This is a genomic window from Phycisphaerales bacterium AB-hyl4, from assembly GCA_041821185.1.
Classification (GTDB): domain Bacteria; phylum Planctomycetota; class Phycisphaerae; order Phycisphaerales; family Phycisphaeraceae; genus Natronomicrosphaera; species Natronomicrosphaera hydrolytica.
This window is the reverse complement of sequence record JBGUBD010000001.1, coordinates 91,615-109,193: the sequence shown is the minus strand read 5'-3', so window position 1 is coordinate 109,193 and position 17,579 is coordinate 91,615. Positions and strand designations below refer to the sequence as shown.

General features: G+C 64.8%; 16 protein-coding genes. 9 read left to right on the top strand and 7 right to left on the bottom strand.

All coding sequences use genetic code 11. The annotated features are described in order from the left end of the window. Positions 1-160: 160 nt before the first annotated feature. On the bottom strand, positions 161-460 hold the full coding sequence (locus ACERK3_00475; GenBank protein MFA9476755.1) for a DUF4870 domain-containing protein: 300 nt from the start codon (positions 458-460) through the stop codon (positions 161-163). A gap of 318 nt (positions 461-778) precedes the next feature. Here ACERK3_00475 and ACERK3_00470 point away from each other — a divergent pair, with 318 nt between their 5' ends. From ACERK3_00470 to ACERK3_00455, 4 genes are all read left to right on the top strand, one after another. After that, positions 779-1,273 (top strand): ExbD/TolR family protein, encoded by a 495-nt coding sequence (locus tag ACERK3_00470; protein MFA9476754.1) that lies wholly within the window; start codon positions 779-781, stop codon positions 1,271-1,273. Next, positions 1,270-2,205: a TonB family protein gene (locus ACERK3_00465; protein ID MFA9476753.1), complete on the top strand. Its 936-nt coding sequence runs from the start codon at positions 1,270-1,272 to the stop codon at positions 2,203-2,205. Before ACERK3_00470 ends, ACERK3_00465 begins: the two co-directional genes overlap by 4 nt. A 28-nt stretch (positions 2,206-2,233) precedes the next feature. After that, complete coding sequence (locus ACERK3_00460; GenBank protein MFA9476752.1) at positions 2,234-2,587, top strand: hypothetical protein; 354 nt, start codon at positions 2,234-2,236, stop codon at positions 2,585-2,587. A 171-nt stretch (positions 2,588-2,758) separates the two neighbouring features. Then, a complete protein-coding gene (locus ACERK3_00455; GenBank protein ID MFA9476751.1) occupies positions 2,759-3,673 on the top strand; it encodes a metallophosphoesterase in 915 nt (304 codons plus the stop codon). Here the strand turns inward: ACERK3_00455 and ACERK3_00450 are convergent. After that, positions 3,645-4,844, bottom strand: a complete 1,200-nt coding sequence (locus ACERK3_00450; protein ID MFA9476750.1) for a type III polyketide synthase — start codon at positions 4,842-4,844, stop codon at positions 3,645-3,647. The genes ACERK3_00455 and ACERK3_00450 overlap by 29 nt on opposite strands. Before the next feature lie 225 nt (positions 4,845-5,069). On the opposite strand from ACERK3_00450, the gene hpnH reads away from it, so the two are divergent. Together hpnH and ACERK3_00440 are read left to right on the top strand one after the other, a co-directional pair. Then, positions 5,070-6,209 (top strand): adenosyl-hopene transferase HpnH, encoded by a 1,140-nt coding sequence (gene hpnH / locus ACERK3_00445; GenBank protein ID MFA9476749.1) that lies wholly within the window; start codon positions 5,070-5,072, stop codon positions 6,207-6,209. A 43-nt stretch (positions 6,210-6,252) separates the two neighbouring features. Further along, positions 6,253-7,155 carry a serine protease gene (locus ACERK3_00440; GenBank protein MFA9476748.1) on the top strand — a complete coding sequence of 301 codons (903 nt, stop codon included), beginning with the start codon at positions 6,253-6,255 and terminating at the stop codon, positions 7,153-7,155. 154 nt (positions 7,156-7,309) lie between these two features. Here the strand turns inward: ACERK3_00440 and ACERK3_00435 are convergent, their stop codons facing one another. Then, positions 7,310-7,543, bottom strand: a complete 234-nt coding sequence (locus ACERK3_00435; protein MFA9476747.1) for a putative signal transducing protein — start codon at positions 7,541-7,543, stop codon at positions 7,310-7,312. An 82-nt stretch (positions 7,544-7,625) separates the two neighbouring features. Next, the gene (gene nadA, locus ACERK3_00430; GenBank protein MFA9476746.1) at positions 7,626-8,816 is read right to left on the bottom strand and encodes a quinolinate synthase NadA; all 1,191 of its coding nucleotides are present in this window, start codon (positions 8,814-8,816) and stop codon (positions 7,626-7,628) included. 857 nt (positions 8,817-9,673) lie between these two features. Between nadA and dprA the strand changes: the two genes are divergently transcribed. Then, the gene (gene dprA / locus ACERK3_00425; GenBank protein MFA9476745.1) at positions 9,674-10,867 is read left to right on the top strand and encodes a DNA-processing protein DprA; all 1,194 of its coding nucleotides are present in this window, start codon (positions 9,674-9,676) and stop codon (positions 10,865-10,867) included. Between the two features lie 93 nt (positions 10,868-10,960). Next, complete coding sequence (gene hisD / locus ACERK3_00420) at positions 10,961-12,286, top strand: histidinol dehydrogenase (protein ID MFA9476744.1); 1,326 nt, start codon at positions 10,961-10,963, stop codon at positions 12,284-12,286. Between the two features lie 96 nt (positions 12,287-12,382). On the opposite strand, the gene folP is transcribed toward hisD, so the two are convergent. Next, the gene (folP, locus tag ACERK3_00415) at positions 12,383-13,264 is read right to left on the bottom strand and encodes a dihydropteroate synthase (GenBank protein MFA9476743.1); all 882 of its coding nucleotides are present in this window, start codon (positions 13,262-13,264) and stop codon (positions 12,383-12,385) included. Between the two features lie 186 nt (positions 13,265-13,450). On the opposite strand from folP, the gene ACERK3_00410 reads away from it, so the two are divergent. Next, positions 13,451-13,915, top strand: coding sequence for a hypothetical protein (locus ACERK3_00410; protein MFA9476742.1), 465 nt, complete (start codon positions 13,451-13,453; stop codon positions 13,913-13,915). A gap of 44 nt (positions 13,916-13,959) precedes the next feature. Here the strand turns inward: ACERK3_00410 and ACERK3_00405 are convergent, their stop codons facing one another. Both ACERK3_00405 and ACERK3_00400 read right to left on the bottom strand, forming a co-directional pair. Continuing rightward, positions 13,960-16,224: a glutaminase domain-containing protein gene (locus ACERK3_00405; protein ID MFA9476741.1), complete on the bottom strand. Its 2,265-nt coding sequence runs from the start codon at positions 16,222-16,224 to the stop codon at positions 13,960-13,962. 137 nt (positions 16,225-16,361) lie between these two features. Further along, positions 16,362-17,564, bottom strand: a complete 1,203-nt coding sequence (locus ACERK3_00400) for a cysteine desulfurase family protein (protein ID MFA9476740.1) — start codon at positions 17,562-17,564, stop codon at positions 16,362-16,364. Between the last annotated feature and the right edge of the window lie 15 nt (positions 17,565-17,579).

Here is a 17,579-nt window from a genome sequence, read left to right as displayed (position 1 = left end):
ATCGAGCATGATTCTCGGGTGCGGTTGAAGCCCACGGCGTCACGCCGTGGGCTTCGCCATCGATCACCCCTCCCACTCAAATCTGCCGCAGCGCGCAAAACAAAACCCGGAGACGCGCGTCTCCGGGTTTTGCGGTTATTCGTTTGGATGGGCATGCGAATCAGCTGATCAGCCGCAGCGCGAACGGGTAGCGATAGCGGATGCCTTCCTTGGACTTCATCGCGGCGATGATGCAGAAGACAATGTTGACGATGATCACGATCGGCAGCAGCAGGCAGCCGATGAGCACCGTCGTCAGCACGGAGCTGATCAGGTAGGCGATCAGAATCGTGATCTGGAAGTTCAACGCTTCCTTGCCTTGATCGTCGACGAACTTGGAATCGTCTTTCTTGATCAGCCAGATGATCAACGGGCCGATGACGCTCAGCAGAATGCCCAGCAGGTGAGCGACCAGCGCCATGTTCTTTTCATCCGGCGTCGGCGGAATGGCGTCGCCTCCGTCGATCGGCGGCGTGGTGGGGTCTTCGTTTGGCGGCATATTGCCTGGTTCGTTTGGTTGGTCGGTCATGGTGTGTGTTCCCCAATCTTGGAGGCGTTCGAACCCCTCGCAGGTGAAAGATGCGTTCCGGCCCGGCCCCGTGACCGCGGCTCGACAGCATCGATTGTCGGGTCCGCGCAGCATTCGTCAAGGGTCGATCAGTAAAACCTTTGTAATTACTTTCGGCTAGCGATGGCTCGGCCCTGCAACATCGGCCGATCGCGGGCTACCATGGAGTTGATGAGACAACGCCTTCACGTTCGCCGACACGACCTCACTCCGCGCGTGGAAATGCTGCCGATGCTCGACGTCATCTTCCTCCTGCTGACGTTTTTCATCTACAGCCTGCTGGTGATGGTGCGCGCGGAGGTGCTGCCGGTCGAACTCGTGCCGGTCGGCACGGGCGAAGCGGCGCAGACGGGCACGGTGAAAGCGATCACCATCGACCGCGCGGGCCAGATCTACCTCAACCGCGAGCCGGTCGACAACGACACGCTCGACAGTCGGCTAAGCGAACTGGCGGAAGCGGACGACCCGCCGCGACTGTTCCTGGCGATGGAGTCGACGCTCGATGGCGACGCCGCGGCGGGCCCGGCTGTCGACCGCGGGCCGATGCTGGTGGCGTTGATTAATCGCGTGCAGCGGGCCGGGCTGTACGACTTTGTCATCGTGGGTGAGCCCGGCGGCGGCGGTGGCGCGGGTGGTGGCGCATCCGGGGGCGGGGGTGGGCCATGAGTGGGCGTGGGTCGAACCGTGTGCTGGTGATTTGTGCAGCGGTGGCGGTGCTGGTGCACGCGGGTGTGCTGGCGTGGCCGACGCTGTTGTCGCTGGCGGGTCGGCCGACGGCGGCGGCGGATCGTGGGCGTGAGCCGACGGTGGATCGGCCGTTGCCTGAGCGGGACGTGGAGCTCGGTCGGCCGGAGTCGCGAACGCCCAGCGTGGCGTGGATTTCATACGACGACTATCGCGAGCTGGTCGCGCCGCGAGCGACCACCGAGCAGCCTGCGTTGCAGCAGGAGGTGGACCCGGCCGACGAAGCGCCGCTGGAGATGAACCCGACGCCGCCCGCGCCCACGGCCGCGGACGACGCGTCGGCCGAGCCAGCGGAACTGGCGGAACTCGACGAGCCGCCTCTGGACATGGAGCCCGAAGCCGAGCCGCCCGCGTTGCCCGAGTTTGACGCGGTGGGCGAGTTGCCCCCGCCCGACCCCGAGGCTCAGCCGACGGATGAGGTCGCGGAGCCTGACCGTGCACCGGCCGAGTCCGCGCAGCAGGCGGACGCCGCGTCGGCCTCGCCTGACGCCCGACCGACCGCAGCGCCGCGAAGCGATGCCGAAGCGGACGCGACGCAGCTCGACCCGCGCGAGTTGGAGTGGCGCACCGGCCGTGTGATCGTCGGCCCGGGCATCGAAATCCGCACGGCCCGCCCGCAGCTTCGCGCGTCGTTGCGGACGGCGTTTCCGCGCAATCCGACGGTGCGGATCTACTTCAACGCACAAGGCAGTGTCGATCGCGCGGAGGTCGTCCGCAGCACAGGCTACGCCGACTGGGATGGCACGATCCTCACGAGCCTGTACCGTTGGCGAGCTGAGGGCGAGCAGATCGACGCCGCTGACCCGCATGTGGTGATCCAGATCCAGTACCTTCTGCACGACCATCCTGATTGACGACAACCAACCTTGATTGGCAACCAATATGCAACGAAATGAAGATGGCGGCATTGTGATTTCTTGTGACTTCTGTGGCGTGGACTGGGACGAAGAGCGCGCCATGGTCGAGGGACACAAAGGCTCGGTGCTCTGCCTGGACTGCCTGAACCTCGCGCTGGCGCAAGGCGAGCCGGCGGAAGATGCGTTTACATGCACAATGTGTCTGCAAGAGCATCAGCCGGGCACGCGATGGTGGGTGCATCCGTCGCCTGGCAACCTGCCCGGCCGAAACCCCGAAGGGGCGATCTGCTGGGCCTGCGTCCGCCTCGCCGCGAAGACGTACCACAAGGACAAAGACATCGACTTCCGTTGGGACCCGTCGGAACATCCGAAAGAATGATTGCGTTTCACAGGTGAATCTCACAACACCACGTAGTGGCTGTTTTGATCGGGTACCACGGCTTTCAAGCCGTGCCGGGTTGTGCAGCGCACGGCTTAAAAGCCGTGGCACCCGAAACCTATCACGGCCCAGCACCTTGTCATCCGCTCACCCCCCGGCGATACTCTTGCCATGACATCTGACACCGGCACGCCCCCCAGCCAGCCCGCCCCGCCCGGCAGCGACCTGAATCTTCAGGACGCCGACGTCATCATCGACCTGTTCCAACGCGCCGCCAAAGCCAACCTCGAACACCCCGACCGCAAGGGCGCGGTGGTCCATCTGCCCAGGCGCGGCCGACTGCTGATGACCGGCGACCTGCATGACCATGGCCTGAATTTCCAGCGTTTGTGGAAACTTGCCCGCCTGCACCGCGGCTCGGACCGTTACCTCGTGTTGCACGAAGTAATTCACGGGCCCGGCCGAATCAACGGCCGCGACCTGTCCATCCGCACCCTCGCCCGCGCGGTCGCTTTGCAACTGGAATATCCCAAGCAGGTGATCCCGCTGATGGCCAACCACGACCTCGCCCAGCTCGGCGGCGAAGGCATCTCCAAGCATGGCGTGAGTGTGGTTGATGCGTTCGATCAAGGCGTCGATTTTCTCTATGGCGATCAGGCCGACGCGGTACGCGATGCGATGAACGAGTACATCCGTTCGCTGCCGTTGGCGGTTCGTTGCGCCAACGGCGTGTTCTGTTCGCATAGCCTGCCTTCGCCGCGCAAGATCGAGACGTTTGACAAGACCGTGCTCGATCGCGTGCCGACGGCGGAAGACGTGGCGATCGACGGCCCGGCGTATCACATGGTGTGGGGTCGGCATCACAACCAGAAGATCGCGGACGAACTGGCCCAGGCGTGGGACGCGACCGTGTTCGTGATGGGGCATCAGCCTGCGGACATGGGCTACGACGAGGAAGGCGAGACGATGCTCGTGCTCGCGTCGGACCATGAGCATGGCATGGCGTTGCCGATCGACCTTTCGAAAAGCTACACGCGCGACGAGCTGGTGATGCAGCTTATCCCGCTGGCGTCGGTGGTGATGTAGGCATGAGCAATGCCGCTTCGATCATCAGCCCGGGCCCGAAGGCGAGCACGACGCAAGGGCCATCGCCCGCGACGCAAGGCAAACGTTCGATAATGAACAACACCGTTGGCGAAGACATGTTGCCGTAGTCGCGCAACACGTCGCGCGACGCGGCCATCGCCGAGGCGGGCAGGTCGAGCGCCTGTTCGACCGCATCAAGCACGCGCGGGCCGCCGGGGTGCACCGCCCATTGCCCGACGTCTGCCACAGCGAGCCCATGCTCGGCCAACCACGGTTGGAGGAAGTCGCGCAGGTGTCGTTTGACCAGCGCCGGCACGCGTGGCGAGAGGGTCATGCGAAAGCCGTGCTCGCCGATGGTCCAGGTCATGACGCCTTGCGTGTTCGGCAGGAGGCATGAGGTGGTGTCGACGACCGACCACTGCGCCGGCGCGGGGTTGGGCGCTCGCGTAGCGGCGGGCGTTGCTGATTCGTGATCGCTTGCCTGCAACACGCAGGCCGCGGCGCCGTCGGCGAACAGCGCATTGGCGATGATGCGCTGGCGGTGATGTCCGTATTGAAAGTGCATCGAGCACAGCTCGACGGCGCACAGCAGCACGGGTTCGCCGGGGTGTTCGTGTGCGAGCGCTCGCGCGACGCGCAGGCCGTTGACCGCGCCGTGACAGCCCATGAAGCCGATGGCGGTTCGGCCGACGCTCGGCGACAGGCCGAGCAGTTCGATCAATCGCATGTCCAGCCCCGGCGCTGCGAAGCCGGTGCACGAGACGGTGACGAGTTGGCGGACGTCGGCCGGTCGCACGCCTGCTTGCGCGAGAGCTCGCCGGGCGGCGGCGCTGGCCAGCGGTGGGGCGAAGCGGGCGTACGCCTGCATGCGCTGCTGCACGCCGGGCCCGCGATCGTCGGGCGATCGGCGAGGCGGGTAGAACGCGTCATGCGCCGCTCGGCCGTCGTCCATGACGACGATGTGCCGACGCTCGATCGTGCTCTGCTCGTACACGCGATGCAGCCAGTGGGCCTGCTCGTCGTTGTCGCAGCAGCGCTGGGTGGCGATCTCGGCGGACTCGGCCTGCCGGACCAGGCCCGGCGGGTGGTGCGTGCCCAGGCCGACCATGTGAACGACCCGCTCGGCCGATTGCGAGACAAGGGACGGCGCGGCGAGGGTGGTACGGGTCATGCAACGGCTTTCGCTTGGGCACGTCTGTCGGGTCGCCCTTTTACTGTATGCGGACAAACCCAATGGTGTCGCATGATATTCCATCCGTCGGGGGCAAAGCGTTCGCGGTCGGCGTGACTCTCGGGCGCGTGGCGACTTGCCCGGCCGACGGCGGGCAGATAGTGTGCAGCACGCGGCGGGGGGATTCCGCGCCGTCACCCAGACCAGACAGGGAGTTGGAACAGCATGGCCGTGCCGATCTCACAGATGTGGACCGTGGCGAGTTACGTCATCAAGCAGCGACTCAAGGGCAATAAGCACTATCCGCTGGTGCTGATGCTCGAGCCGCTTTTCCGTTGCAATCTGTCCTGCGCCGGCTGCGGGAAGATCCAATACCCGCCGCACATCCTTAAGCAGAACCTCACGCCCGAGCAATGCTTCCAGGCGGCGGACGAATGCGGCGCCCCGATGGTGTCGATCCCCGGCGGCGAGCCGCTGCTGCATCCGCAGATCAAAGAGATCGTCGAAGGCCTCGTCGCGCGGAAGAAGTACGTGTACATGTGCACGAACGCGCTGCTGCTGGAGAAAAAGCTCGACCTGTTTACGCCGAGCAAGTACCTCACGTTCAGCGTGCACATGGACGGCCAGGAAGAGCACCACGACTTCGCGGTCTGCCGTGAAGGCACGTATGAAAAGGCGATGGTCGGCATCCGCATGGCCGTCGAGCGCGGCTTCCGCGTGACGACGAACACAACGCTGTTCGACGGGGCCGACCCCAACTCGGTTCGCCAGTTCTTTGATGAAATGATGGACGTCGGCGTCGAGGGCATGATGGTCAGCCCCGGCTATGCGTACCCCAAAGCGCCCGACCAGCAGAGCTTTTTGCGCGAGCGGAAGAAGACGACCGAGCTGTTCGAGATGATCTTCTCCAACCGCAAGAAGCGGTGGCAGTTCAACCAGAGCCCGCTTTACCTTGAGTTTCTCATGGGCAAGCGCGACTACGAATGCATCCCCTGGGGCATGCCGACGTACAACCTCTTCGGCTGGCAGAAGCCTTGCTACCTGTTGCAGGACGGCTACGCGGACACGTTCCAGGAAATGATCGACGAGACGGACTGGAGCAACTACGGCCGAGCGTCCGGCAACCCGTCCTGCCAGCAGTGCATGGTCCACTGCGGCTACGAGTCGTCGGCGGTCAACCACACGTTCAGCAGCTTTGGCGGCTTCTGGGCGACCGCGAAAGCGACCCTGTTCAATAAATACGCCAACCCCTCCGCGAAGCGCAAGCTCGATGAGGAAGCGAAAAAGCCGCACGGCCCGCTGGCGCAGTTGCAGGGCGTGACGATCGACGGCAAGCCGGTGCTGGAAACCAGCGACGCGGCGTGAAGGGGGGCAGCCCGGCCGGAGCAGCGTTAAAGGGGGACACCCTATGGCAGGCGAAACAGCTTTGCGATTGATGGTTGTGGCCCTGGCGAGCGCTATGCTGGGGTTGGCCGGCTGTCGATGGCATGATGTGCAGCATCCTCCTGCGCCGAGCCCAGACGAGCGGGCCGCATCCTTTGAGGAACTGGCGTCAAGGACGGTGGATGGCGTGCCGTTGGAAACGCATCTGCGGGCGCTCACGTTTCGATTGGCCGGGAACTTGGTGCCGGTGGTTGATGAAAACGGGACGCGGTTTGAGTCTGCGGACGGCTCCGGCACGTACGGCCAGGGGCTGGCTGTTCCCCTGACGGCGGATGGATATTTTCTGACGGCTGCGCATGTCGTGAACCTTTTGCCCGAACCGATATACGTGATGAGTTGGCACACGGGCGAGGCTGTGATTGCGCCTGTTCGAGTAGTATGGCGAGGGGCCGAGGGTGACTACTTGGCGGATGGTGTGCTGGATCTGGCCATTATCCATGCGCCGTTGACGTTGGAAGTGGCCGCGGAATGGGCTGTGGAGGAGGAATTGCAGGTCGAGACCCCATTGGTGGGAATGGGTGGGACGGGTTTCTGGCCGCCAATCGCTTCGGGGGGTCGGTTGAACGAGATCACGACGGCGGTTAACCGCGAGGCGTGCGCAGCGGGTGAGTTCGTATTTCGATTCATTCAGCACGATGTCCCGATTGGTCACGGCGACAGCGGCGGACCGATCATGCTGGCCGACGGTCGACTGGTCGGTATTACTGTTCGGGGTCAGACGCGCCTGACTACGACGCGTCGCCGGGTCGTTGGCAAATCGAAGCGTGTCGAGAGGACGCTAGAACACCGCAATACGGTGCTGCGTCCGGAGCCGGACATATTGATGAAGCTTATCGAAAGTGACCGCGGGAGTAGTCTGGCCGAGTGAGATTTGCCAAGGCGTGAATCACGCGCTCAAGCGTATTGCGAACCGCGAGCGGCGGGTGTCGACCTTCGTGGCGGACTCATAACGCAGAAGAGCGCGTCGCAAGCGACGCGGCTAAATGGTGAGATGGTCGGCGCGGTGTGATCGCCACGCGTCGTCAGTCCGCGTGCTCGTTCATGAATTCATCCACGATCTGCCTTGCACGCTCCGCGTCGTGCGAGAGCACGCGCACGGGCACGGTCTGATGCCCTGCCACCAGGCCGTCGAACGGGCTGTCCACGTTGGCAACATGGTTGCTGATGTCGGCCGACGCGAGGCGGTCGCTGAGCAACTGCGCCTCGGCGAGACTGCCGGCTTCGTAAACGACGATCATGTCATCGGTGTTGGACATACTGCACCTCACGCAGAAGTGGACAACCGTTCCACCATCATTGTAGCCGAGCTGCGCGAGGTAGCGCATCTTCTCACACCGTTCACGCCGTGGCGGCGCTAGCGGCGCTGGACGAAGGCGTCTTGCCCGTGATCGCCAGCATGCGGTCCAACGCGACCAGCGACCACTTCTGCACCGTGGGGTGCACCTTGATCTGATTGACCACTTTCCCGCTGGCGAGCTGGTCGAGCGTCCAGAGCAACTGCGGCATGTTGATGCGGAACATCGTTGTGCACAGGCATTGGCAGTCGCTGAGAATGCGGGCGGTGACGCCGCGCTGCTCGGCCTGCTTCGCGAGACGGTTCACCAGGTGCACCTCCGTGCCGATGGCCCATCGGCTGCCGGCGGGCGCGCTCTCGATCGCCTGGATGATCCCCTCGGTCGAACCCGTGCGGTCGGCGAGCTTGACCACTTCGTGATCGCATTCGGGGTGCACCATCACCGTCACGTCCGGCCACTTGGCGCGAATCTGCTCGACATGCTCCGGCCGAAACAGCTTGTGCACCGAGCAATGCCCCTTCCACAAAAGGAACGTCGCGCGTTGAATGGTTTCGTCATCGAGTCCGCCGAAGCCGTCGGGATGGCGGGGGTCCCAAAGCGCCATGTCGCGCTGCACGTCGTAGCCCAGCGCCGCTGCGGTGTTTCGGCCGAGGTGCTGGTCGGGCAGGAAAATGATCTTGACCTGTTGCCCCGACGCCAACGGTTCATCGCCGCCTGCGAGGGCCCATCGCAAGACTTTGTCGGCGTTGCTGGAGGTGCACACCGCGCCGCCGTGCTCGCCGACGAACGACTTGATCGCGGCGGAGGAGTTCATGTAGGTGATCGGGATGACGCGTGTGTTCGTGCCTGCGATGGCTTCGTGAATGTCGCGCCACGCATCGACCGTCTGGTCGTAGTCGGCCATGTCCGCCATGGAGCAGCCCGCGCTGAGGTCCGGCAGCACGACGGCGACGTCGTCGGGTGTGAGGATGTCGGCCGACTCGGCCATGAAGTGCACGCCGCAGAAGACGACGTACTTCGCGCCGGCCTGCTTGACGCGCTCGGCGGCTTCCTGGCTGAGCTTGAAGCTGTCGCCGGTGAAGTCGGCAAACTGGACGACTTCGTCCTGCTGGTAGTGATGGCCGAGGATGATCAGATCCGAGCCGAGCTCGGCCTTGCGCGCCTGGATCGCGCGGGCCAACTCCGCGTCGGAAAGTTTGGCGTAGCGTTCGGGTAATGGTGGTTGCCACAGCATGGGTGATTCACTCCCCCTTTCAGGGCGAATAGATCATTATATCGCACCTGCGCTGCGGTGTGGAGATGGACGAATCGGCTCGACGATTCTGGACAGGACGGGCGATTTTTCGTGAGATTTCTATTGACCTTCGGCGTTTGTATTCGATAATAGCTTTGCCGAGCAGGCACTGGGGCGGACGCGAGGAAAACCCTTGCGATCCCACCCCGGCAAGCTCACTCGGCCGACCGTCGGCAACCAGGTGACAGGGTGGCATGAAGAACTCCCTGGCACAGACCACGCTGGCGGGCGATGGGCCTCGTGAGACGTCGCGAGGCGGTAAGAGTCCGGCGGCCGCTGCCCGATCTGGGTGCGACGCACTGCCGAGCTGCTTGGCAGGCGGGCCACCTTGAGATCGGCTCCAGACGGTGACGGCTGGAAGGAAGTCTTCTGTCAAGGAGGTGGTCCAGTGGTATCTTCCTGTTGTTGTAGCAGTCGCAGGAGTGAGCTGTGGTAGACTGCTCGACGGAGCTGACAAACCTTACCGCAGCTCCAACATTTTGACCCTACGGCCCGTCTTGGTCAGGTACCGGGACGGGCTTTTTTTATCTCCGTCGCGGCGGCGTCATAACGTAACAACGCCAAGACGCCAAGACGCCAAGAACAAGGCAAGGAAGGGGGGGAGCGTCACGGAAACGCACGGACATAGAAAAGTGAAAATTGAAATCACGGAATCTGAATCTTTTGTCTGATCCGTGGCATTTGTGACTGAATCCCACTTCTATGTATTGGTCGTGTACTCTGCTCTCTCTTCTTGGCGCCTTGGCTTCTTGGCGACTTGGCGTAAAGAACACGCTCAACTTTGCTAAACTCGCTTCATGCCTGATGCTCCGCGACGTGCATTGTTGACCCTGCTGCTCACGCCGGGCTTCGGGCCCACGCGCGTTAATCGATGTATCGAAGCGTTCGGCTCGGCCGAGGCGGCGCTCGGCGTTACCGCGGACAAGCTCGCTCGCGTGCAGGGCATCGGCCCGGGCAAGACGAGTTCGAAGCTCGCCGCGGCGCTCGCAGACACGCTCGCAGGCGATGCGGTGGATCGCGAACTGGAGCAGGTCGACAAGGCAGGCGTCGCGCTGCTGGGCATCAACGACGCGAGCTACCCGCGCTTGCTCAAGCACATTCCCGACCCGCCGCCGCTGCTTTGGGTGCGTGGGCGGTTGCGCGATGATGATGCGCTTGCGCTGGGCGTGGTCGGTTCAAGGCGATGCACGCACTACGGCCGCGAGCAGGCAGAGCGACTCAGCTACCAGTGTGCCGAAGCCGGGCTGTGCATCGTCAGCGGTGGGGCGTATGGCATTGACGCGGCGTCGCATCGCGGCGCGTTGCGAGCGAAAGGGCGCACCATCGCGGTGCTCGGCTCGGGGCTTGCGAAGCCTTACCCGAAAGAGCACATCGACCTCTTTGCCGAGATCGTCGCCAGCGACGGCGAGCATGGTGCGGTCATCAGCGAGTTTCCCACGCAGACGCCGCCCACTGCCGAAAACTTCCCCCGTCGCAACCGCATCGTCTCCGGCCTGTCGCTGGGCGTGCTCGTGGTTGAGGCGGCGCGTCGCAGCGGGGCGCTCATCACCGCTCGGCTGTGTGTCGAAGAGCACGGCCGGGAGTTGCTCGTCCTGCCCGGCCGCGTCGACTCGCCGGCGTCGGAAGGCTGCCACAAGATGATCCGCGAAGGCTGGGCCACGCTTGTAACGAACGCCGCGGACATCCTCGACGGCCTCGGCGAGGCGGGTCAGTTGATCAAAGCCAACCTCAACGACGAGGATGCGCCGTCGGAATCTGACGCGAGCGCGGATGCGACGGCGGACAACAACGGGTCGTTGTTCGAGCGTAACCTTACCGACACGCAGACGAGCATCGTCAAAGTGCTCGCCGAGCCATGTTCGCTTGACCAGGTGGCAGCTCACACGGGCCTGCCGGTGCAGACGATCCAGGCCGACCTGACCATGCTTGAAATTCGCGGCGCGATCCAGCGGCGTGGCGGCCTGTTCGTACGGCGGGCATCGAACAGCTAAACTGTCTCGACTTCAATCCGATCAAAGCCCACGGACTGAGTCCGTGGGCTTTTCCAACCCGAAACGTACAACCACAAACCAGAAACTGTCCCCATGCTCCCTCGATTTGACCTCAGCACGGATCTCGGTCGGCAAGGCTACGATCAATGCCTTGCCCGCTTGCGCGCGACCGCTTCCTCCAGCAGCGATGCCGCCGCGACGGTCGAGCGTGTGGTGGCCGACGTTGCCAACGAAGGCGACGCGGCGCTGGTTCGGTACATGCAGAAGTGGACCGACCCGCAGTTCACTGCCGACCGCATTCGCGTACAGCCGACCGAGCTTGCATCGGCGGTGCGCGAGCTTGACCCTGAACTGCGCGAGGCCATCGCGTCGGCGATCAAGCAGGTGCGCGAATATCAGGAGCACATCCTGCCGCGCGATCCCAAGCCGATTGAGCTTGGCGGCGCGGAGCTTGGCTTGCGTTTTACGCCTGTCGACAGCGTCGGGCTGTGCGTGCCCGGCGGCACGGCTGTGCTTTTCTCGACGCTCATCATGCTGGCAGTGCCCGCGCAGGTCGCGGGTGTCGCGCCGGATCGCATTGCCGTAATGAGCCCGCCGCCGACGCGCACCGGCGATCAGGCGGTCGGCGACATCTCCCCCATCGTGCTCGCGACCGCTCACCTGCTCGGCATCACGCGCGTTTACCGCATCGGCGGGGCGCAAGGCGTCGCGGCGCTGGCTCATGGCACGGCCTCGGTTGAGCCGGTCGACATGATCGCCGGGCCGGGCAACGTCTTCGTTCAGCTCGCCAAGGCCCAGGTCGCCGGCGTCACCGGCACGGATGGCGGGTTCTATGGGCCGAGCGAGATCGTCACCATTGCCGACGCGTCCGCCAACCCCGCGCGTGTTGCTGCGGACCTTATCGCCCAGGCCGAGCATGACCCGGGCAAGTGTTTTCTCGTTGCCTGGTCGCCTGCCGTGCTCGACGATGTGCAGTCGCAGATTGAAAAGCAGCTGCGCGAGCGGAAGCGTGTCGCCGCGATTGAAAAGGCGCTGACGCAAGACTCGTGTGCCGTGCTTGTCGCCGACGCATCGCAGGCGGTGGCGGTTGCGAACGAAATTGCGTGCGAGCACTTGAACCTGGCGGTGGCCGACCCGGATGCGATGCTTAAAGAGGTTCGTCACGCGGGCGAAGTGTTCCTCGGCGACACGACGCCCGTCGCGGCGGGCGACTACTACGCCGGCCCCAGCCACTGCCTGCCCACCGGCACGACCGCCCGCTTCACCAGTGGCATCAGTTGCTACACCTTTCTCAAACGCACGGGCACGGTCGCGTATCGCCAGGGCATGCCGAAGCGAGCGATTGATCATGTTGCCCGCATGGCCGACGCCGAGGGGTTGGACGCGCATGCGGCGTCGGCGCGGTTGCGCGGTGAGTAGGTTTGAGATCACAGGACTGAAGTGAGCGCGGGGAAGAGCGCAGTGCGAGCACCGCGGCTAAGGCTAAATGGTGATGCGCGAAATGGCATGGTTGGGCTAGCTTGCGGCGCCGGTGTTTTGTTGGGCGAGGCGGATCGCGGCGGTGACCTGGGCGGCCTGGAGGTTGGGGCGGACATCGTGAACGCGGAAGAGGCTCACGCCGGCCCAGACGCCGAGGGTGGTGGTGGCGCATGTGCCGCCGACGCGGTCCTTGGCCTGCTGGGTGGTGGACTCGGCGACCTTGCCGATGAAGCCCTTGCGACTGGCGCCGAGCATCACCGGGTGACCGGTCGCGACGAAGTCAGCCAGGCTGGCGAGCAGGCGAAGGTTGTGGTCCACCGTTTTGCCGAAGCCCACGCCCGGGTCGATGACGATCTGCTCGCGGGTCAGGCCCGCAGCGGCGGCGTCGTCGGCACGTTCGAGCAGGAAGGCCTGCACTTCCGCGACGACGTCGTTGTAGCGCGGGTTGCGCTGCATGGTTTCGGGCGTGCCCTGCATGTGCATGAGCACGATGGGCACGCTTTGCGCCGCGGCGAGGTCGAACATGGCAGGGTCTTCCCGCCCGGCGGAGATGTCGTTGATCAATGATGCCCCGGCGCGCAAGGCAGGCTCGGCGACGGCTGTGAGCGTCGTGTCGACGCTGATCCAAACGTCCGGGTGGTATTCGTTAAGGTCGATGCGCAGTCGGCGGATCACGTCGACGACGCGCTTGCGCTGCTCCGCGGCGGAAACGCGCTTCGCGCCGGGGCGGGTGGACTCGCCACCCACATCGATGACCATCGCACCCTCGTCGGCCATGGCAATGCCATGAGACACGGCCGCCTCAACGCCGTCGTACGCCTTGCCGTCCGAGAAGCTGTCAGGCGTGACGTTGAGAATGCCCATCACACGCGGGTGCGTCAGGTCCAGCGGCACGCGTTGGGGGGCGGTGAGCTTCATGCACCAAGTGTAGGAATCTCCCTTGTTTGATGCGCCTGGGGCAGGGGCGCAAAAGCAGGCGGTGGATCTGGTCGATAGGGGTGGGGGCGGTCCGCTGGCGGGTCCAAGGGTTTACACAGCTTTTTCACGGCTAGTGTCGGCAGGGGGGGCGTTCGGGTCAGGGGGGTGAATCATGGAAGTGCTGCAATGAACATGCCTGCGAGGAACGATACGAACCAGTCAGCGCCCGGTAACGGCGGCGAAGCGTTGCGCGACCGCCTGTTTCGCCTGCTTGACGAAATTCAAGCCGAGGGACTGCATAATCCCGATGACGAACGCCGACTGCGCCGATGGGCGGTGCAGGCCCCGGTGCTCATCGGCACGCCGCGCGGCGAAGCGCCGCCGCGGATGCAACTCGACGGCGAGAAGCCCGGCACGGTGGGGTTCCCGTTCAGCCAGTCGTTCGAGCTGATCTGTCACGGCTGGGCGACCGACCTTTCCGAGTCGGGCATCGGCCTGCTGACCGAGCAGCCGTTGGCGATGGGCGAAGTGCTGTACGTCAGCCTTCAGGCGCTGCTGAGCGAGCCGATGCTGATTCCGGTGCGGATCGTGTATTCGCGGCGTATTCTGGCGCACACGCATCGCGCGGGCGGCAGCTTCATGTTTGAGTAGCGCGCGGTCCGCGCCAATCCACAATCTAGAGACTCGAAGCGGCGTTATCCGATCAGGCCGGCATTGGCGGCGGCGCTGTCGGCGTCGGCGCCCTGAATGACGATGGGGTCGATCTTGCCTTCGATGGTGACGTTGCCCTGGTCGTCGACGACGCAGACGGGGATCTTGCCCGCCTTCCAGTCGGCGAGGGCGAGCAGGGGCCAGCGTTGCGGTCGGCCGCGGTCGGGGTCGACGGTGATGTACGCCCCGCCGGGGCTGAGCCGATCGATCACGAGTCGCGGGCCGGCGAGCAGGTAGCCGATGCTGACGATGCCGCGGGGGTAGTGGCAGAGGTAGTTGTTGATGTAGGTATCGACGAACCCGAGCGACTGGTTGTGTGTGTTGCTCATGACCTGCATATCCCAGTAGTGGGAGCTGGGCAGGCCGGAGGCGAGGCCGAGGTAGCGTGTGAGGTGGTCGCGCCAGATATTCTGGCTGACCCAGACGTTTTCAACTTCGCTGGACGTGTGGCCGCAGCCGTAGCGTGTGAGGTTTTCGCGGATGGCGTTGACGAGGTCTTTTTTCAGTCGATCTTCGTCGAGCAGGGGCGGCGCGCCGACGAGCATGGGCAGCAGTTGTCCGTTGGCGGTGTAGATCGAGTAGCCGTCCCAGCCCGGGAGCGTGTCGTAAGGCAGGGGCTTGCCGGTCCAGGCGTCGGTGACGCCGGCGGCGGAGGCGTCGACGCAGACGGCGTAGTGGTCGCCCAGCCAGGCGGCGGCTTCGATTTTGCGGAGGTCGGTCTTGACGGTGTCTTCGCAGTGCAGGGCGAGGTCTTCGTCGCCGGTCATGGTCAACAAGGCGGCGGCGGAGCGGAGGGCGGCCACGCGTTTGACGGCGAGGTAGGTCTGCTTGTTGCCGAACTGCACGGCGGGCGAGGCGTCGTCGATGGTGTTGGCGACGCCTTCGGAGGGGAAGCCGGACTGGTCGCGGTCGGTCCAGAGCAGGTAGCGGACGAGGTCGGCGACGAGGGCCTTGTGCTTGTGGGCGGGCGTGCGGTCGCCGGTCCAGTGGGTGTAGGCGTGCAGGAGCAGGAGGTAGTTGGCGTTTTCTTCCACCGGCATGTGGTGGGGGTAGGCCTGGCCGGTGATGTGTGCGCCCTGGCCGAGGTCGTGGCTGAGGAACCGGCCGCCTGATTTTTCGTGGGCGTGGCCGTGGTTCGACCACTGGTCGAACTGGAGCGCGAGCAGCTGCGGCCAGAGCGAGAGGTAGACCAGCGAGACGTTGTACTCGACGTCGAGGGTCGAGTGATAGAAGCACGAGCCTTCCCAGACGCTGAACCAGTCTTCGGGCTTCGGGGCGCCGCCGTCGTATTGACACCAGAACGTATTGGCGAGCCAGCTGTGGAAGCTCTGGGCAAGCAGGTGGTATTGTGCTGGAGTAAGCGGAGCTTGCTCGATGAGCTTTTCGAATCGGCGGGAGAGGGCGAGGTGGTCGTCGCGCGTGGCGAAGGCTTCTTCGAGCACTTCGTCGAGGTTGGCCCAGTAGCTGTTGTAGCGGAAGGGGGCGGGCACGGTTTCGCCGTCGCCGGGCTTGCCGGGGTTGATGTCGAGCACGGGCTCGGCGACATGGGTCGCCCAGACGAGCCGCCACTTGATGCCGCTGCCGCCTTCGGTGACGGGCAGCTCGCAGGTCAGGCCGTTTTCATCGTCCCACAATTCGCATTCGGGGTTGAGGCTGACGATGCGTTCGTGCACCTGCACTTCGCGATCGCTTTCGTGGGCGGGGCTGTCGAGATCCGTGGGGAACGGGTGCTTCGGTGAGACACGATTGCGGTAGGCCAGGTCGATGCAGCTTTGGCGGGCGTCGCCTTCGCCGTGATAGCAGGCGTTGATTTCGGTGTCGGGTCGGCGGAGCCTGATGAAGAGCTTGACCTTGTCGGGTGTGGGCCCGGCGGGCTTATGCCAGCGGACCTTGGGAGCGGGGTTGACGCGCATCTCCAGGTAGAACGCGGGCATGAGGCAGAGTCGTTCGTCCTGTGGGTAGAACACGCTATGGACGTTGAACTCGAAGCGCAGGCCGTACGTTTCGCTGTAGCCGCGATAGGTGATCGAGTTGGGGCGTTCGAACTGCTCTGCGTTGTGGAGCGGGCTTGCGTTGGGTTCCTGTGTGAACGGCAGGACGCGACGCGTGCCGTCGGGCTCGATCATGCCGACCATGAGATCCAACGGCTGGTCGAGGAATCGACCGAGCGCCGAGTGCATGACGCGCTGCTGGTAGGGTTCGAACAGCAGGGTGAACCGACTGCCCAGCCGTGCAATCGTCCAACTCATCAACTGCATCCAGCAATCCCTTCTCGGTCCGTCACCGTTTGCCACCCTATGTCGCCGCATGCCGTTGCGTAGACACCTTGCCGCCGGGCAATCGCGAGCAGGGCGGTTGCACCATGATCGCTTACCGCAGGATTCTATCAAACCCCGGTCGGCAAGGTTCGCCCGAGTCGCCGGACGACTTCCGGCACGGCCTGCACGGCCGCGTCGATCTCCTGCGCGGTGGTCGCTCGGCTGATCGAAAACCGCACGGACCCATGGGCCAGCGGCTCGGGCACGCCCATCGCCAGCAGCACGGGGCTCGGGTCGAGCGAACCGCTGGAGCAGGCAGCCCCGGCCGAGGCGCAGACGCCTTTTTCGCTCAGGCCCAGCAGGATCGCCTCCGCCTCCAGCCCGGGGAAGGCGATGTTGCTCGTGTTCCATAGCCGACTGACGCCCGGCTCGCCGGCGTTGACGACCGCGCCGGGCACGGCCGCGAGCAACTCACGTTCAAAGCGATCGCGCAGGGCGGTGAGGGCCGCGACCTGTTCCGCGTCGGCGACGAAGGCCCGGGCGAGGTCTGCTGCGACGCCCATGCCGATAACGCCGACGGTGTTTTCCGTGCCGCCGCGGCGCTCGCCTTCCTGCGGGCCGCCGCGCTGTTGTGGTCGCAGGCGGACGCCTCGCCGGGCGTAGAGTGCGCCGACGCCCTTGGGCCCGTGAAACTTGTGAGCGGCGAGGGTGAGCAGGTCTGCGCCGACGGCGTGCACATCGACCGGCAGCTTGCCGACGGCCTGGGTGGCGTCGATGTGAAACGTCACGGCGTTTCGCCGACCGGAGCGCAGGGCTTGCAAGCCTTCGCCGATCGCGGCGACGGGTTGAATCGTACCGGTTTCGTTGTTGGCCCACTGCACGCTTACGAGCACGACTCGGCCGGCGTCGACGTGTTGCCGAGCGGCGTCGATCACCGCGGTTGCATCGACCACGCCCGTGCGGCCGACGGCGACCTGTTCGACGACGATGCCTGTCTGCGCCATCGCTTCGCCCGGCTCGCGGACGGCCGAGTGTTCGATAGTTGTCGTGATCAATGCGGGGGGTGTGTCGTCGTCACGATCAAGCACGCCCCAGAGCGCGAGGTTGTTCGCTTCCGTGCCGCCGGAGGTGAAGATGATCTCGCGCGGCTTGGCGGCGATGAGCTTCGCGACGCTCGCGCGGGCCAGTTCGAGGCGCTGGCGAACGGCCTGCCCGAAGCGGTGCACGCTGGAGGGGTTGGCCCAGAGCTGGTCGTGGGCCTCGGCGATGGCGTCGAGCACTTGCGGTGCGGGGCGGGTGGTGGCGTTGTTGTCCAGGTAGACCCATTGCATGGGTTTATTCTATGC

Excerpts from the sequence above, each read along its gene's own strand:
- ACERK3_00435 (MFA9476747.1), bottom strand. The coding sequence starts at position 7,543 with ATGTCCAACACCGATGACATGATCGTCGTTTACGAAGCCGGCAGTCTC.
- ACERK3_00450 (MFA9476750.1), bottom strand. The coding sequence starts at position 4,844 with ATGACCCGTACCACCCTCGCCGCGCCGTCCCTTGTCTCGCAATCGGCC.
- ACERK3_00410 (MFA9476742.1), top strand. The coding sequence starts at position 13,451 with ATGAACATGCCTGCGAGGAACGATACGAACCAGTCAGCGCCCGGTAAC.
- ACERK3_00470 (MFA9476754.1), top strand. The coding sequence starts at position 779 with ATGAGACAACGCCTTCACGTTCGCCGACACGACCTCACTCCGCGCGTG.
- ACERK3_00475 (MFA9476755.1), bottom strand. The coding sequence starts at position 460 with ATGGCGCTGGTCGCTCACCTGCTGGGCATTCTGCTGAGCGTCATCGGC.
- folP (MFA9476743.1), bottom strand. The coding sequence starts at position 13,264 with ATGAAGCTCACCGCCCCCCAACGCGTGCCGCTGGACCTGACGCACCCG.
- ACERK3_00460 (MFA9476752.1), top strand. The coding sequence starts at position 2,234 with ATGCAACGAAATGAAGATGGCGGCATTGTGATTTCTTGTGACTTCTGT.
- ACERK3_00455 (MFA9476751.1), top strand. The coding sequence starts at position 2,759 with ATGACATCTGACACCGGCACGCCCCCCAGCCAGCCCGCCCCGCCCGGC.
- ACERK3_00405 (MFA9476741.1), bottom strand. The coding sequence starts at position 16,224 with ATGAGTTGGACGATTGCACGGCTGGGCAGTCGGTTCACCCTGCTGTTC.
- ACERK3_00440 (MFA9476748.1), top strand. The coding sequence starts at position 6,253 with ATGGCAGGCGAAACAGCTTTGCGATTGATGGTTGTGGCCCTGGCGAGC.
- hpnH (MFA9476749.1), top strand. The coding sequence starts at position 5,070 with ATGGCCGTGCCGATCTCACAGATGTGGACCGTGGCGAGTTACGTCATC.
- ACERK3_00465 (MFA9476753.1), top strand. The coding sequence starts at position 1,270 with ATGAGTGGGCGTGGGTCGAACCGTGTGCTGGTGATTTGTGCAGCGGTG.
- hisD (MFA9476744.1), top strand. The coding sequence starts at position 10,961 with ATGCTCCCTCGATTTGACCTCAGCACGGATCTCGGTCGGCAAGGCTAC.
- nadA (MFA9476746.1), bottom strand. The coding sequence starts at position 8,816 with ATGCTGTGGCAACCACCATTACCCGAACGCTACGCCAAACTTTCCGAC.
- ACERK3_00400 (MFA9476740.1), bottom strand. The coding sequence starts at position 17,564 with ATGCAATGGGTCTACCTGGACAACAACGCCACCACCCGCCCCGCACCG.
- dprA (MFA9476745.1), top strand. The coding sequence starts at position 9,674 with ATGCCTGATGCTCCGCGACGTGCATTGTTGACCCTGCTGCTCACGCCG.